This window comes from Variovorax sp. CF079 (genome assembly GCF_900101545.1).
GTDB lineage: Bacteria > Pseudomonadota > Gammaproteobacteria > Burkholderiales > Burkholderiaceae_C > Variovorax.
Genome location: NZ_FMZU01000010.1, coordinates 43,479 through 59,110, shown reverse-complemented (window position 1 = coordinate 59,110; position 15,632 = coordinate 43,479). Strand labels below are relative to the sequence as shown.

The window sequence follows — 15,632 nt, the reverse complement described above, 5'->3', positions numbered from 1 at the left end:
CCGGCTCGCCTATCGAATGAATCCATCCGTTCTAAAAAACCGCCGCATCAGCCTGAATACGCGCCTGAGTCTGGGCGTCGCTGCGGTGGTGCTGGCAGCCACGTTCACGATTGCGACGATCGCGTTGCACCTGGTCAAGGCCAGCATGCAGGCGTCGATTGCGAACGAGCAGTTCGCGCGCGTATCGACCATTGCGGAGGCGGTAGACCAGAAGTTCGCGAGCCGGCGAACCCTGCTGAAGACCTTCGCCGAAAGCGTGGAGACGCAGGGATTCACGAACGCTGCGCCGCTGCAGGCCTTCCTGAAACAACACGAGTCCCTTCGAGCAGCCTTCGACAACGTCGCCCTCCTGGACCTCGATGGCAATCTGGTGGCCAACTTCAACGGCGCGCAACAGATCGGCCGGTTGAACATCAAGGACCGTGCGTATTTTTCGGACACGGTCAGATCCATGGCCGGCGTGATCTCGCAACCGTACCGCAACCGGATCAACGGCCTGGCGCAGGTGGCGATCACGGAACCCGTGATGGACGGTACCGGAGGCGTGCAGTTCGTGATCTCGGGCTCCATCAACCTGAAGGAACGGAATATTCTGGGCTCGCTCGCCGACATCAAGTTCGGCGAGACCGGCTACCTGTTCATCACGACCACGGACGGCGTCGTGGTCGACCATCCCCGCGAGGCGCGCGTCCTGAACCGCTCCAGCGCAGAGAACGCTGGCAACCCTGAAATCGATCGCGCGATCGCGGGCTTCGAGGGCAAGACCGAGGGGCTCAACGATGCCGGCGTGCATGGCCTGTACGCCTTCAAGCGCATCCGCCACGCCAACTGGGTTCTGGGCTCGATGTATCCGCGCCAGGAGGCCTTCGCCCGGATCGATGCCATCGAGCGCGCGGCCTGGGGCGGGGCGCTCGTGCTTGCCCTGCTGGCGGGCACGCTGGCGCTGGTCGTCGTGCGACGCCAGCTGAAGCCGCTGACGGAACTGCACCGGCACATGCGGGATGCGCAAGCCGCACCCGCCGAAGTTGCAACGCCACGCAGTTACCCGCGCGATGAGATCGGCGATCTTTCGCGAACCTTCGACGAGCTGATGCGAGAGCGGCAATCCAGCGAAAAATTCCTGCGCGACATCACCGACCACCTCCCCGCCATGGTGTCGCATGTGGATGCCCATGGACGCTTCGGCTTCGTGAATGCCCGCCTGTGCGACAAGCTGGGCCGCAGCGCATCCGAGCTCGTCGGCCAACCCGCGCAAGGCATGCACGGCGCGGACGACAGCGTCATTCCGGACCGCTACCTCCAGCGGGTGTTGGCCGGCGAGCCCGTGACTTTCGAGCGAAGAGGCTCGGTGAGGGGCGGCGAGCAGGCGCGTTTTTTCCAGACCGATCTCATCCCGGATCGCGATCGATCGGGATCGGTCCGCGGCTACTACGCGATGACCTCCGACGTGACGGAGCGCAAGCGCATCGAGCTCAGTCTCGCGCACAGCGAGGCGCAGATCCGCACCATTGCGGACAGCATTCCGGCACTGGTTTCGCACGTCGACGCTTCGTTGCGGTACACCTTTGTCAACGCCCACATCAAGGCGCTGCACAAGAACGATGCGATGGTCGGCAGGTTGATGTCCGAGGTTCGCGGGAAGGCGGACTTCGCCGTGGTCGAGCCTTACTACCGCCGTGCGCTCGCGGGCGAAACCGTGATCGTCGAAAAAAGCGGCGATTCGGCGCTGGGCATCGGCGACCGGACCTACAAGGCCCACTACATCCCCGACCAGGACGATGTCGGCATGGTGCAGGGCGTGTTCGCAATGACCTTCGATATCACCGACGAGGTCAGGGTACGCAAGGCGCTCAGCGAGCAGGAGAAGCGGCTGCGCGACGTCACCGACAGCATTCCGGCGCTGGTGGGTTATTTCGATCGCGAGGAGAACTGCCACTTCGGCAACAGTCGGGCGCGGCAGATGGCCGGCTTGGGCGATGGTCCGCTCGACGGCGTGACCTTGCGGTCCGCGATGGGCGAGGAGGTGTACGCGCAGCACGTGCCGCACATTCCCATGGTGCTGGCAGGAAAGGCGGTGCGCTTTCCAGTCCAGGCGCCGCTTCGCGGCAAGGACGGCTACTTCCAGGTGAATCTGATCCCGGACAAGGATCTGCAGGGGCAGGTGCTGGGCTTCTACCTGATGACCTTCGACATCACCGCGCTGAAGGAAGCGGAGCTGCGCCAGGCTGAAAGCGAAATGCGCTTGCGCACCATCACGGACAACCTGCCGGCGCTGATCACGTACATCGACCGCGAGCAGAAGATCACTTTCGCGAACGCGACCTACCGCGAATGGCTGGGACTCGATCCGTCCGCGCTCGTGGGCCGCCATATCCGCGACGTGGCAGGCCCCGAGCTGTACCTGGCCCGCAAGGCCATGCTCGAGCGTGCGCTGGCGGGCGAGCGTGTCGAATTCGAAGCCAAGACCAAGAGAGAGGATTTCGATCGCATCACCCACGTCATCTACGTGCCCCACATCGGCGTCGACGGCTCGACGCATGGCATTTTCTCGCTCAGCCTGGACATCACTGCGCTCAAGCAGGTGGAGCGCCAGCTGATCGAGCTGGCGCGGGTCGATACGCTGACGGGCTTGCCGAACCGGCTCGCCTTCAACGAGTATCTTCCGAACGCCATCGCGCGTGCCAGGCGCACGGGCAGCACCATCGCGCTGATGTTTCTGGACATCGACCATTTCAAATCGATCAACGACACGCTCGGCCACGCGGCTGGCGACGAGGTACTGAGCGAATACGCAGGACGCCTGCTGGCCAGCGTGCGCAGCACCGACACCGTGGCGCGGCTCGCCGGCGACGAATTCGTCATCGTGCTCGAGAACCCGAGCACGCAGGAGGCGGCCGCGGCGGTGGCGCGGAAGATCGTCGGACGGGTCAACGCTCCGGCGTTCCAGGTCGATGGCCGGCTGCTGGATGTCACGACGAGCATCGGCATCGCATTTCATGAAGCGACCGATTCTTCCGTCACGGCCGAAGAACTGCTGGCGCTTGCGGACGCCGCGCTCTATGGCGCAAAGGCGGCCGGGCGCAACAGGTTCGAGTTCTCCGCTGACAATTTCGCCGGGGTGGCCCAGAATCCCCTGCGCCAATCGAACAGGAGCTAGAGGCCATGCCGTCTGCCGAAGTCGTTACGCCAGAGCAGTTGTTGAAAGAGATCGCAGCGCAAAGCCGCATGCCGATCGTGCGGATAGGTCAGGCGCTGGTGTCCCTGGGCATGGTCACGGACGAACAGTTGAGCGCCGCATTGGCGCAGCAGCAGCTCGATCGCAGCGTGCCGCTGGGCGAGACCCTGGTGCGCATGGGTGTGGTCAGCCGTGCCCAGCTGCAGACCGCGCTGGTGCGAAAGATGGGCTACCCCCTCGTCAATCTGCATCTGTTCCCGGTCGCTGCCGAAGCCCTGCGCAAGATCAGCCATGGCGTCGCGCGGCGCTTGCAGGTGATGCCGCTGATGATTCACGAGGGGCGTCTCATCCTCGCGCTCGACGATCCGACTGGCCGGCATGCCGCCATCGACGAAGTGGAGTTCATCGCCGAGATGAAGGTGGTCCCGGTGCTCGGACAGTGCCGCGACCTGGACGGCGTGCTGCACAAGGCGTACGAGAAGATCGGCGCGCCGGCGGACGGACGCTCGGCAGCTGCCGACCCGATGGCCATCGACTTCGACCTGGCCGGCACCAGCGAACTGCTGGAGACCCTCGAGAAGGAAGGCCGCGCGCCTCCGGTCGACGAAGAGGCGCCGATCGAGCAATCGGACAACTCGCTGGTGCGGATGATCAACAGCATGATTCTCGAAGCGCACCGCGAGGGCGTGTCGGACATCCATATCGAGAGCTATCCGGGGCAGGAGAAAACCCGCATCCGTTTTCGCCGCGACGGAAGGCTCTACACCTATCTGGAACTTCCGCCCAGCTACCGCAACGCGATCGTCGGACGCGTGAAGATCATGTGCGACCTCGACATCAGCGAGAAGCGCAAGCCGCAGGACGGCAAGATCAATTTCGCCAAGTTCTCGCCGCAGCATCACATCGAACTGCGCGTGGCGACCGTCCCGACCAGCAACGGGCTGGAAGACGTGGTGATGCGCATTCTTGCTTCGGCCAAGCCCGTCGCGCTGGACCAGCTCGGGCTTTCGGAGCGCAATCTTGCGCGCTTCACCGCGGCGGTCGAGCGCCCCTACGGCATGGTGCTTTGCGTCGGCCCCACCGGTTCGGGCAAGACCACGACCCTGCACTCGGCGCTCATGCACATCAACACGCCGGAACGAAAGATCTGGACCGCCGAAGACCCGATAGAGATCACGCAGCCGGGTCTGCGGCAGGTGCAGGTCAACCCCCGCATCGACTGGACCTTCGCCAAGGCCTTGCGGGCCTTCGTGCGCGCAGATCCGGACGTGATCATGGTCGGTGAGATCCGGGACGAGGAAACCGCCAAGACCGCGATCGAGGCATCGCTGACCGGCCACCTCGTGCTCTCGACCCTGCACACCAACAGCGCGCCCGAAACCGTGACGCGGCTCCTGGACATGGGGATGGACCCCTTCAACTTTGCCGACTCGCTGCTGGCGGTGCTGGCGCAGCGGCTGGTGCGCCGCCTCTGCACCCACTGCATCAGCAGCCGCCCCGCGAGCCCGGAAGAGACCGAGGAACTGCTGGCCGACTACCTGCACGCGTTCGCGAAGAAGGATTCGCCGGCCGAACGGGAGGCCGTGCTCAATTCCTGGCAGCGCCGCCATGCCCGCGATGGGCGGCTCATGCGCTTCGCGAGCGCCGGATGCAAGCACTGCGACGACACCGGGTTCAAGGGACGCGTCGGCATCCATGAGCTGATGGTGATGTCGAAAACGCTGCGCCGCCTGGTGCAAAACGGCGCTCGCGCGGAAGAACTGCAGGAAGCGGCGCTGCGCGAAGGCATGCGCACCCTGCGTCAGGACGGCATCGCCAAGGTTCTTTCAGGGCAAACGACGATCGAGGAAGTGCGCGCGACCAGCAACGTGTGAAGGCTTACGCGGCGTCCCATGCCACGGACGGCAACGCCGCGACGGCAGGCCTGGCAAACAGGTAGCCCTGGAACAGATCCACGCCCAGCGCGCGCAGCACGCGAACTTCTTCCGAAGCTTCGACACCTTCCGCGATCACCCTGATTTCAAGCTCCTCGCAGGTGGCGACGAAGCCTTTCACGATGGTCACCCGGACGGGGTCAATGTGGATGTCCCGCACCAGGCTTATGTCGATCTTCACCACATCGGGCTGAAAGGCCGCGAGGAGCTCGAAGCCGGCGTAGGCGGAGCCGAAGTCGTCGATGGCAGAGGTGAAGCCGTAGCGTTTGAAGGTGCGGAAGGCCGCCGCGAGACCGGGCAGGTCCTCGACGCGCTCGCCCTCGGTGATCTCGAACATCAGGCGGTTGATCGGAAAGTTGCAGCGCTTGGCCGTTGCCATGGCGGTACGAAAGCATTCTTCCTGCCCGGCCACGTCGTTGGGCATGACGTTGAGGCTGAGCTTGGATTCCATGCCCAGCGCCGAGGCCATCTCGATGGCCCGCACGCGGCAGGCTTCGTGGAAGGCAAAGCGCTGTTGCGGGCCCACGCGCCCAAGCACTTCGGAAGCGCCTTCTCCGGACAGGCCGCGCACCAGCGCTTCATGGGCAAAGATTTCCCGCCGGGCGAGGTCGACGATCGGCTGGAAGGCCATCGTGAATCCCGAGTCGAAGCCAGGGGAGTCGGCAACGGCGGTTGTTTCGGCTGTCACTGGCATGGACCTCGCAGGCGGTGTTGGTAAAGGCTGCATTGTGCTGGCGAGCCTGTGTAGTCCGGTGGCGCAAAAATACAAAGTGACCACAGGCGAGCGAAAAGTCGCACCTTGGTATTACTTCACCCGTTGCTTCACGAGCTTCCGCGCCAGCGTGCGCCGATGCATGCCGAGGCGCCGGGCCGTTTCGGAGATGTTGAAGCCGGTCTCGGCCAGCGTTTCGTGGATGCGCTCCCATTCGAGCGTCTTGATCGAGGTCGAGCGCTCGGTCAGTTCGACCTCAACATCGCCCTCGGCGCGGCCGAAGGCGGCCTCGATGTCGTCGGTGTTGGAGGGCTTGGCCAGGTAGTGGCAGGCACCGAGCTTGATGGCTTCCACGGCGGTCGCGATGCTGGCGTAGCCGGTGAGCACGACGATCAGCATCTGCGCGTCGTGCGCATGCAGCATCTGGACGCAGGCCAGCCCGGAGGCGCCGCCGGCGAGCTTGAGGTCGACGACCGCATAGCCTGGCGAGTGGGTCTTCAGGATCTCCGTCACCTGCTCGGCGGCCGTGGCCTGCAGCACCGTGTAGCCGCGGCGCTCGAAAGAGCGGCACAGGGTGCGCGCAAAGGCCGCATCGTCCTCGACGATGAGCAGCAGTCGTTCGTCAGTTTCCATTGCCTGCGATCTCCTCGAATTGGATCGCCGCCAGCGGCAGGCGCAGTGTCACGGCGGCACCACCTTCCGGCCGATTGTGCGCCGCCACGCTGCCGCCCAGGGTGCGCGCCACGTTGACGACCAGGAACAGGCCCAGGCCGCCGCCGGGGCGCCCCTTGCTTGACTGATAAGGCTTGCCCAGCTGCGCCAGCATCCCGGGTGCGAAGCCCGGGCCGGCATCGGACACGGTCAGGACCAGCTCGTCGCCATCGCGCGCCGCATCGAGGCCGACCCAGCCCGGCGAGGCCTCGAGCGCGTTGTCGAGCACGTTGTAGATGGTCTGCTTGAGCGCGGAATCCGAGACGATGGGCAGGTCGTCGCCGAAGGTGTTGGCGTAGGCCAGCGCGCCGGGCGAGCGCGTGGTGCGCCATTCCGCGACCAGGCCGTCGAGGAAGGCGCGGACGGTGGTCTGCACCGGCGACTCGCCGCGCGCTTCGCCGGCCGACAGCAGGATGCCGCTCACGATGGTCTTGCAGCGCGCCACCTGGGCCTGCATCTCCTCGATCTCCTGCCGTAGCTCGGGCTCGGCGGCAAAGGGCTGCATGCGCTGCCAGTCGCCGAGGATCACCGACAGCGTCGCCAGCGGCGTGCCGAGCTCATGGGCCGCGCCGGAGGCCAAGAGGCCCATGCGCACGATGTGCTCTTCCTCGGCGGCGCGCTGGCGCAGGTCCGCCAGGTGCGCGTCGCGCGCCCGCAGGTTGCGGCTGATGCGCGTGATGAAGATTGCCAGCAGCGCCGCGTTGAGCGCGAAGCAGATCAGAAGCCCCTGGATGTACGGACTGGCGAGCCCGCGCGCATTGTCCATAGGAATCGCCAGCGGGCGATGGACGAAGGTCAGGCCCATGAAACAGGCGGCGGTGACGGCGACCATGGTGCGGGTGTAGCCGGGGCGCAGCAGCACGGCGCCGAGACTGACCTGCAGCAGGTACAGGAAGATGAAGGGGTTGGTGGCGCCGCCGCTGAGATAGAGCTGGACGGTCAGCGTGCCGACGTCGACCAGGAGTGCGATGAAGAGCTCGCCGTCCGCGACCTCCTGCCGCCGGCGCCAGCGCAGCAGGCTGAAGAGGTTGAAGGCCACGAGAAAAGCCAGCGCCGCCCCCATGTGGTCCAGCGGCAGGCGGATGCCGAAGCCGAAATGGACGATGGCAATGGTCAGGATCTGGCCGCCGACGGCCATCCAGCGCAGCTGGATCAGCTGCTGCATGTTCTTCAGGCCTGCCGAGTCGCCGGGTTCAGTGTTCTGCTGCATCCCTCTTTGCTCTCGTTGCGATGCGCTCCGTGCGCGCCACCAGCCAGGCCGCGCCCGCGACCATGAGGGCCAGCGCATACCAGGTGATGGCGTAGACCAGATGGTTGTTGGGGAAGGCGATCACCGTCAAGCCGGCGGCCGGCCAGCGCGGTTCGGCCGCTGCATTCGCCGGCTGCGGCGCAGGCGCATCCTCGTCCACGAAGAAGGGCGCCACCTCCGCCAGGCCGCGCGCCGCGGCGATGGCCTGCACGTCGCGCGAGAACCAGCGGTCGGCCGCGGGATCGTTGCGGCGCAGGAAGCCGCCGCCGGGCTCGGTCATGCGCAAGAGGCCGATGATGCTGACTTCGCCCGCCGCTTCACCGTTGGTACGCTTCGCGCGCTCGCGCCGCTGCGGCGGCACGAAGCCGCGGTTGACCATCACCACCGAGCCCTGCGCGGTCTGCAGCGGCGTCAGCACCCAGTGGCCGGCGCCGAGCACGGTCGAGGCCTGTACCAGGGTTTCACGCTCGTGGAGAAAGCGGCCTGTCAGCCGCACATGCCGGTATTCGTCGTCGGCCGCACTCACGCGCGGCCATTGCGCGGGCGCGGGTGCATCCGCCGGCGGCGCATGCACGCGCCCTTCGACGCGATCGATCAGCTGGAGCTTCCAGCTGCGCCGCTCGAGCTGCCACGTGCCCAAGGCCAGGAACAGGATGAAGAGCAGGGCGCCGGCAACGGCGAGCATCGCCAGTGCCGGCCTGGAACGCGTTGCGCTCAAGGCGCGTTGCGCATCTCGTGCATCGAGGCCGGCATCATGTTGTGGTTGAGGTGGAACATCACCCACAGCGAGCCGCTCAAGGTGATCACGACCAGCACGATCGTGAAGATCAGCGCGAGCATGTTCCAGCCGCCCTGCGACTTGGCGTTCAGGTGCAGGAAGTAGATCATGTGGACCACGATCTGCACGGCCGCGAAGCCCAGGATGACGAAGGCCGTGAGGCCGGGCTTGTCGAACACCTTGCCCATCACCAGCCAGAAGGGGATGGCGGTCAGGATCACCGACAGGATGAAGCCGGTCAGGTAGCCCTTGAGGCTGATGTGCAGGTCCGCTTCGACGTGCGGGTCGTGTTCGTGAACGTCGTGCGCATCGCTCATGACAATGATCCCATCAGGTAGACGAAGGTGAAGACGCCGATCCACACGACGTCCAGGAAGTGCCAGAACATCGACAGGCACAGGAGCCTGCGCCGGTTCTCGGGGATCAGCCCGTGCTTGCCGACCTGGATCATCAGCGTGACGAGCCAGACGATGCCGAAAGTCACGTGCAGGCCGTGCGTGCCCACCAGCGTGAAGAAGGAGGACAGGAAGGCACTGCGCTGCGGGCCGGCGCCTTCGTGGATCAGGTGCGCGAACTCGTAGAGCTCGATGCCGATGAAGCCCGCGCCCAGCAGGCCGGTGACGGCCAGCCAGGCCAGCGTCGCGCCGGTGCGCTTCTTCAGCATCTCGAGCATCGCGAAGCCGTAGGTGATCGACGACAGCAGCAGCAGCGAGGTGTTGAGCGCGACCAGCGGCAGCTCGAACAGGTCGGCGCCCGAGGGGCCTGCTGCATAGCTGCGGCCCAGCACGCCGTACATCGCGAACAGGCAGGCGAAGACCAGGCAGTCGCTCATCAGGTAGAGCCAGAACCCGAGCAGCGTGCCGTTCTCGGGATGGTGCTCGTCCACGACGTGGAAGAGCGGGTTCGGTGCGGCGCTCACGGCGCCGTGGGGGGAGGGGACGGTGATCTCAGACATGGCCGGCCAGGAGTCGGGTGCGATCGCCTTCCGTGCGGACGACCTCGTCCACCGGGATGTGATAGTCGCGCTTGTAGTTGAAGGTGTGGATGATGGTCGCGAGCAGGAGCGCGGCGAAGGACATGCCGGCCAGCAGCCACATGTGCCAGATGAGCGCGAAGCCCATGGCGGCGCTGAGCATGGCCAGCACGAAGCCGGCGGCGGTGTTCTTCGGCATGTGGATCGGGGTGAAGCCTTCCAGCGGCCGCTCGTAGCCGCGCTGCTTCATGTCCCACCAGGCGTCGTTGTCGTGGATGCGCGGCGTGAAGGCGAAGTTGTAGGCCGGCGGCGGCGAGGAGGTGGACCACTCCAGCGTGCGGCCGCTCCACGGGTCGCCCGTCGTGTCGCGCAGCGATTCGCGCTTGCGGAAGCTGACGACCAGCTGGATGAGGAAGGAGAGAATGCCCAAGGCGATCAGGAAGGCGCCGAAGGCGGCGATCTGGAACCAGATCTGCAGCGACGCATCCTCGAAATGGCTCACCCGGCGCGTGACGCCCATCAGCCCGAGCACGTACAGCGGCATGAAGGCGAAGTAGAAGCCGGTCAGCCAGAACCAGAACGAGCACTTGCCCCAGAACGGGTCGAGCTTGAAGCCGGAGACCTTCGGGAACCAGTAGGTGATGCCGGCGAAGGCGCCGAACACCACGCCGCCGATGATCACGTTGTGGAAGTGCGCGATCAAAAACAGGCTGTTGTGCAGCACGAAGTCGGCCGGCGGCACCGCGAGCAGCACGCCGGTCATGCCGCCGATCACGAAGGTGACCATGAAGCCGATCGTCCACAGCATCGGCACCTCGAAGCGGATGCGCCCGCGGTACATCGTGAACAGCCAGTTGAAGATCTTCGCCCCCGTCGGGATCGAGATGATCATCGTGGTGATGCCGAAGAAAGAGTTGACGCTGGCGCCCGACCCCATGGTGAAGAAGTGGTGCAGCCACACCAGGTACGAGAGGATGGTGATCACGACCGTCGCGTAGACCATCGACGCATAGCCGAACAGGCGCTTGCCGCTGAAGGTGGACACCACCTCCGAGAACACGCCGAACACCGGCAGGATCAGGATGTACACCTCCGGATGGCCCCAGATCCAGATGAGGTTGACGTACATCATCGGATTGCCGCCGAGCTCGTTGGTGAAGAAGTTCGTGCCGACGTAGCGGTCCATCGACAACAGCGCCAGCACCGCGGTGAGCACCGGGAAGGCGGCCACGATCAGCACGTTGGTGCAGAGCGCGGTCCAGGTGAAGACCGGCATCTTCATCAGGGTCATGCCGGGCGCACGCATCTTCACGATGGTCGCGATCAGGTTCACGCCCGACAGCAAGGTGCCGACCCCGGCGACCTGCAAGGACCATATGTAGTAGTCGACCCCGACGTCGGGACTGTAGGCAATGCCGGACAGCGGCGGATAGGCGAGCCAGCCGGTCTTGGCGAACTCGCCGACGAACAGCGACATCATCACCAGCACCGCGCCGCTCGCGGTCATCCAGAAGCTGAAGTTGTTCAGGAAGGGGAAGGCCACGTCGCGCGCGCCGATCTGCAGCGGCACGACGTAGTTCATGAGCCCGGTGACCAGCGGCATGGCGACGAAGAAGATCATGATCACGCCGTGGGCCGTGAAGACCTGGTCGTAGTGGTGCGGCGGCAGGTAGCCCGCCGCGTCGCCGAAGGCGATCGCCTGCTGCAGCCGCATCATGATCGCGTCGGCGAAGCCGCGCAGCAGCATCACCAGGCCGAGCACGATGTACATGATGCCGATCTTCTTGTGGTCGATGCTGGTGATCCAGTCGCGCCACAGCGTGCCCCAGACGCGGTAGTAGCTCAGCGCGCCCAGGAGGGCGAGGCCGCCCAGCACGACGGCGACGAAGGTCGCCATGAGGATCGGCTCGTGGTAGGGGATCGCCTCCCAGGTGAGGCGTCCGAAGACGAGCTTGGTCAGATCGGGATGGTCGGGCATCGTGATGAACGGATTACTGGATCGTCGTCCGGACGGCGAGCGGCGCCCCGGTCGGGTTGTCGATGGTGCAGATTTCGGCGGCGAGGGTGCGCATCGGCTGGCCTTGCTCGCCGCGCGGCACGGTCGTCATGGCCAACGGGGACAAGCCGCCGCGGCCTGCGCCGCCGCTGGCATCGACCGCCATCATGTGCTTCATGCACATCTTGCCGGGCTCCACGCAGCGGTTGACGATGGCGTCGTACAGGCCCGGCGCCACGCTGGCGTAGCGGCGCACCGGCTCGCGCTCGCTCGGGCGTTCGAGCTGCATGTAGCCCTCGCGGCTGAGCGCCTGGCCTTCGGCCTTGTTCTTCTGCACCCAGCGATCGAAGTCGGCACGGCTCATGCCGTGGAATTTGAAGCGCATGCCCGAGAAGCCGGCGCCGCTGTAGTTGGCGGAGATGCCTTCGTAGGTGCCGGCCTTGTTCATGACCGCGTGCAGCTTGGTTTCCATGCCGGGCATGGCATAGATCTGGCCGGCGAGCGCGGGGATGTAGAAGGAGTTCATGACCGACGAAGCCGTGATCCGGAACTGGATCGGCACGTCCACCGGCGCCGCGACCTCGTTGACCGTGGCGATGCCTTGCTCCGGATAAAGAAACAGCCATTTCCAGTCGAGCGCCACCACCTCCACCACCAGCGGCTTCGCGTTATCGGGCACCGGGCGTCGCGAGTCGATGCGGTCGAGCGGCCGGTAGGGGTCCAGCGTGTGCGTGCTGATCCAGGTCAGCGCACCGAGCGCGATGATGATCAGGAGCGGCGCGGCCCAGATCACCAGTTCGAGCTGCGTCGAATGGTCCCAGTCCGGCTTGTAAGTGGCCTCGGTGTTGGACTCCCTGTACTTCCAGGCGAAGAAGAAGGTCAGGGCGATGACCGGCACGATGATCAGCAGCATCAGCATCGTGGACACCACGATCAGCCGGCCCTGCTGGGCGGCCACGTCGCCGGACGGGTTCAGCACCACCATGTTGCAGCCCGCCAGCAGGGCAGCGAGCACGAGGAGAGCCGGTCCGCGAAGGGTCTTGAGGAGTGGCATGCCTGGAGCGAGGAAAAAACGTAGGCCGCGGGAAAACGCGGATTGCGGATGAGCGCAAAATGTACGTCCATCGACCCTGCTTGGCGATTGGACGTTTTGTCCTATGGCGTAAAACCGCATCTGATGCGACCCTGAGCGACCTTGCAAGCCCCCTGAACCCGAAGCACGCACGATGTCCAGCATCAGCCACGCCCCTTCCGAACCCTCGTCCGAGACCCTCGAGAGGGATGCTCGCCTCATCACTGCCGACCATTCGAAGGTGGCGCCCGGGGAAATCGCGGTCGGCGTGGTCATCGGGCGCGCATCCGAGTACTTCGACTTCTTCGTCTATGGCATCGCGTCGGTGCTGGTGTTCCCGGCCCTGTTCTTTCCGTTCGAGGACCTGCTGGAAGGAACACTTTACGCCTTCGTGATCTTTTCCTTCGCCTTTATCGCGCGGCCCTTCGGCACCGTGATCTCGATGGCGGTCCAGCGCCGTTGGGGGCGCGGCACCAAGCTGACCATGGCGCTGTTCCTGCTGGGCACCTCCACCGTCGGCATCGCATTTTTGCCCGGTTACGAGACCGCGGGTTTCGCGGCCATCGTGCTGCTCTCGATTTTCCGCATCGGCCAAGGGCTCGCGCTGGGCGGCTCCTGGGACGGCTTGCCCTCGCTGCTGGCGCTCAACGCGCCGCCGAACCGCCGAGGCTGGTATTCGATGCTGGGCCAGCTCGGCGCGCCGGTCGGCTTCATCATCGCCAGCGGTCTGTTCGCCTTCCTGTATGCCAGCCTGTCGCCGGCTGACTTCCTTTCGTGGGGATGGCGCTACGCTTTCTTCGTGGCCTTCGCCATCAATGTGGTGGCGCTGTTCGCGCGCCTTCGGCTGGTGGTCACGCACGAGTACGAGGTGTTGCTCGACGAGCAGGAGCTGGAACCCACCGACGTGGTCGAGCTCGTCCGCGCGCAGGGTTCCAACCTGTTGATCGGCGCCTTCGCCGCGCTGGCGAGCTATGCGCTGTTCCACCTGATCACCGTGTTCCCGCTGTCGTGGATCCGGCTGTATTCGGAGCAGTCCATCACCGAATTCCTCGGCATCCAGATCGTCGGCGCGGTACTGGCGGCCGGCGGCATCGTCGCCTCCGGATGGATCGCCGACCGCGTGGGTCGGCGCCAGACGCTGGGCGCGCTCGCGATCCTGATCGCGGTCTTCAGCGGCTTCGCGCCGATCCTGCTCGACGGCGGCACCGTGGGCCAGGATGTCTTCATCCTGGTCGGCTTCGTGCTGCTGGGCCTGTCCTACGGCCAGGCCTCGGGCACCGTGACCTCCAATTTCATCTCCAAGTACCGCTACACCGGCGCTGCGCTCACCTCGGACCTGGCCTGGCTCATCGGCGCCGCGTTCGCACCGCTGGTGGCGCTGGGCCTGTCGGCGCACTTCGGGCTCGCCTACGTCAGCGTCTATCTGCTGTCCGGCGCGGCGTGCACGCTGGCGGCGCTGGGCATCAATCGCGCACTCGAGGCCCGCGAGCAGCCGTGATGCCCGTGCAGCCATCGCTCGACGGCGTGGCAGCTCGGCCACCGTCGACCGACCGGCTGTTCTTTGCGCTGCTCCCTGACGCGGCCGCCATCGCGCGCATCGAGAAGCTCGTGCGCGATCTGCAGAGCGATTTCGGGCTGAAGGGCAAGCCGCTCGGCGCAAAGCGCTTCCATGTGACGCTGCACGTCGTGGGCACCTTTGCGCGCTTTCCGCAGGAGCTTGCCGACGCTTCGGTCAGTGTCGCGCAAGCGGTGACCGCCATGCCGTCCTTCAAGCTCGGCTTCGACCGCGTCGGCAGCTTCTCGCGCAAGGCACGCAACATGCCGCTGGTGCTGCTGGGCGAAGACGGCTTGGTGAGCGTGAAGACGCTGCAGCAAGCCCTGGACCGCGCGATGGCGCAGATCGGCCTCGGTCACGGCGGCCGCGAGCACTACACGCCGCACCTGACGCTGCTGTACGACGACCGCCACGTTGCCGCGCGACCGATCGAGTCCATCACCTGGACCGCGCACGAGTTCGTTCTCGTGCGCAGCCTGATCGGCCAGAGCCGGCACGAGGTGCTGGCGCGCTTGCCTTTGGGCGGCTGAGCGCGGGGTTCAGCCGCCGCGCTGCATCCGGTCCGCGACCCAGTCCACGAAGACCCGCACGCGCGGCGACAGCTGCCTGTGATGCGGATACATCACCGACACCGGCATCGGCGGAGGCCGGAACTCGGCCAGCACTTCGCGCAGCGTCCCGGCCGCGAGCTCCCGTTCCACGTGATAGCGCGGCATCTGCGCGAAGCCCAGGCCGGCCGCGCAGCAAGCCGCGTAGGCATCGGCATGGCTCACCGTCGCCGAGCCGCGCAATTGCATCGTGCGCCGCTCGCCGTCCACCATGAACTCGAAGGGCAGCACCTTGCCGCTGCCGCTCGCATAGTTGACCGCGCGGTGGGCCCGGAACTCCTCCGGCGTGCGGGGTTCGCCGAATTGTTCGAGATAAGCGGCGCTGGCGCAGGTCACCTGCTCGAGCAGCGCGACGCGCCGGCCCACCATGCTCGACTCGCGCGGCTCGCCGGCGCGCAGCACGCAGTCGATGCTTTCGCGCACCAGGTCCACCAGCCGGTCGCCGAGGCCGATCTCGACTTCGATGTCGGGGTAGCGCGCAAAGAACTCGCCGATGTGCGGCAGCAGGAAATGCATGGCGAGCGTGCCCTGCAGGTCGACGCGCAGCTTGCCCTTGGGTTTGGCCGCCGAACTGCGGAAGACCGACTCCGATTCCTCGAAGTCCGACAGCAGTTGCTGGCAGCGCTGGTAATAGGCCTCGCCATCCAGCGTGGCGCTCACATGCCGCGTGGTGCGGTGCAGGAGGCGTGCGCCGAGGCGCTTTTCGAGTTGCTGGATGGTGTGCGTGACCGTCGCGCGCGGCAGCTGCAGGTCGTCGGCCGCGCGCGTGAAGCTCTGCAGGTCGACGATGCGGACGAAGACGCGCATGGCATCGAGGCGGTCCATCTTCAGCCTTCCTTGATTGTTTGTGATTTTTGGACAGTGATGGC

At 65.8% G+C, this 15,632-nt stretch carries 13 protein-coding genes; 4 read left to right on the top strand and 9 right to left on the bottom strand.

The window, feature by feature from the left end:
* The first annotated feature begins 16 nt into the window (after positions 1-16).
* Complete coding sequence (locus tag BLS74_RS14835; RefSeq protein ID WP_093107478.1) at positions 17-3,157, top strand: sensor domain-containing diguanylate cyclase; 3,141 nt, start codon at positions 17-19, stop codon at positions 3,155-3,157.
* Positions 3,158-3,162: 5 nt separating this feature from the next.
* Positions 3,163-5,049, top strand: a complete 1,887-nt coding sequence (locus tag BLS74_RS14830; RefSeq protein WP_093107476.1) for a GspE/PulE family protein — start codon at positions 3,163-3,165, stop codon at positions 5,047-5,049.
* Between the two features lie 4 nt (positions 5,050-5,053).
* Here the strand turns inward: BLS74_RS14830 and BLS74_RS14825 are convergent, their stop codons facing one another.
* From BLS74_RS14825 to cyoA, 8 genes are all read right to left on the bottom strand, one after another.
* A complete protein-coding gene (locus BLS74_RS14825) occupies positions 5,054-5,740 on the bottom strand; it encodes an EAL domain-containing protein (protein WP_244503882.1) in 687 nt (228 codons plus the stop codon).
* Positions 5,741-5,914: 174 nt separating this feature from the next.
* Positions 5,915-6,454: a response regulator transcription factor gene (locus BLS74_RS14820; protein ID WP_093107472.1), complete on the bottom strand. Its 540-nt coding sequence runs from the start codon at positions 6,452-6,454 to the stop codon at positions 5,915-5,917.
* Positions 6,444-7,742 (bottom strand): ATP-binding protein, encoded by a 1,299-nt coding sequence (locus BLS74_RS14815; protein ID WP_093107470.1) that lies wholly within the window; start codon positions 7,740-7,742, stop codon positions 6,444-6,446. The genes BLS74_RS14820 and BLS74_RS14815 overlap by 11 nt, the downstream gene beginning before the upstream one ends.
* Positions 7,726-8,466: an SURF1 family protein gene (locus BLS74_RS14810; protein WP_093107468.1), complete on the bottom strand. Its 741-nt coding sequence runs from the start codon at positions 8,464-8,466 to the stop codon at positions 7,726-7,728. Before BLS74_RS14810 ends, BLS74_RS14815 begins: the two co-directional genes overlap by 17 nt.
* A gap of 29 nt (positions 8,467-8,495) precedes the next feature.
* Positions 8,496-8,876, bottom strand: a complete 381-nt coding sequence (cyoD, locus tag BLS74_RS14805) for a cytochrome o ubiquinol oxidase subunit IV (RefSeq protein WP_093107466.1) — start codon at positions 8,874-8,876, stop codon at positions 8,496-8,498.
* On the bottom strand, positions 8,873-9,514 hold the full coding sequence (gene cyoC, locus BLS74_RS14800) for a cytochrome o ubiquinol oxidase subunit III (protein WP_093107464.1): 642 nt from the start codon (positions 9,512-9,514) through the stop codon (positions 8,873-8,875). Before cyoC ends, cyoD begins: the two co-directional genes overlap by 4 nt.
* Complete coding sequence (gene cyoB, locus BLS74_RS14795) at positions 9,507-11,510, bottom strand: cytochrome o ubiquinol oxidase subunit I (protein WP_170855606.1); 2,004 nt, start codon at positions 11,508-11,510, stop codon at positions 9,507-9,509. Before cyoB ends, cyoC begins: the two co-directional genes overlap by 8 nt.
* 13 nt (positions 11,511-11,523) lie before the next feature.
* Positions 11,524-12,582 (bottom strand): ubiquinol oxidase subunit II, encoded by a 1,059-nt coding sequence (gene cyoA / locus BLS74_RS14790; RefSeq protein ID WP_093107460.1) that lies wholly within the window; start codon positions 12,580-12,582, stop codon positions 11,524-11,526.
* A 172-nt stretch (positions 12,583-12,754) separates the two neighbouring features.
* On the opposite strand from cyoA, the gene BLS74_RS14785 reads away from it, so the two are divergent.
* Both BLS74_RS14785 and BLS74_RS14780 read left to right on the top strand, forming a co-directional pair.
* On the top strand, positions 12,755-14,098 hold the full coding sequence (locus BLS74_RS14785) for an MFS transporter (protein WP_093107458.1): 1,344 nt from the start codon (positions 12,755-12,757) through the stop codon (positions 14,096-14,098).
* Complete coding sequence (locus BLS74_RS14780) at positions 14,098-14,685, top strand: 2'-5' RNA ligase family protein (protein ID WP_093107457.1); 588 nt, start codon at positions 14,098-14,100, stop codon at positions 14,683-14,685. Before BLS74_RS14785 ends, BLS74_RS14780 begins: the two co-directional genes overlap by 1 nt.
* 9 nt (positions 14,686-14,694) lie before the next feature.
* On the opposite strand, the gene BLS74_RS14775 is transcribed toward BLS74_RS14780, so the two are convergent.
* Complete coding sequence (locus BLS74_RS14775) at positions 14,695-15,588, bottom strand: LysR family transcriptional regulator (RefSeq protein WP_093107455.1); 894 nt, start codon at positions 15,586-15,588, stop codon at positions 14,695-14,697.
* Positions 15,589-15,632 lie beyond the last annotated feature (44 nt).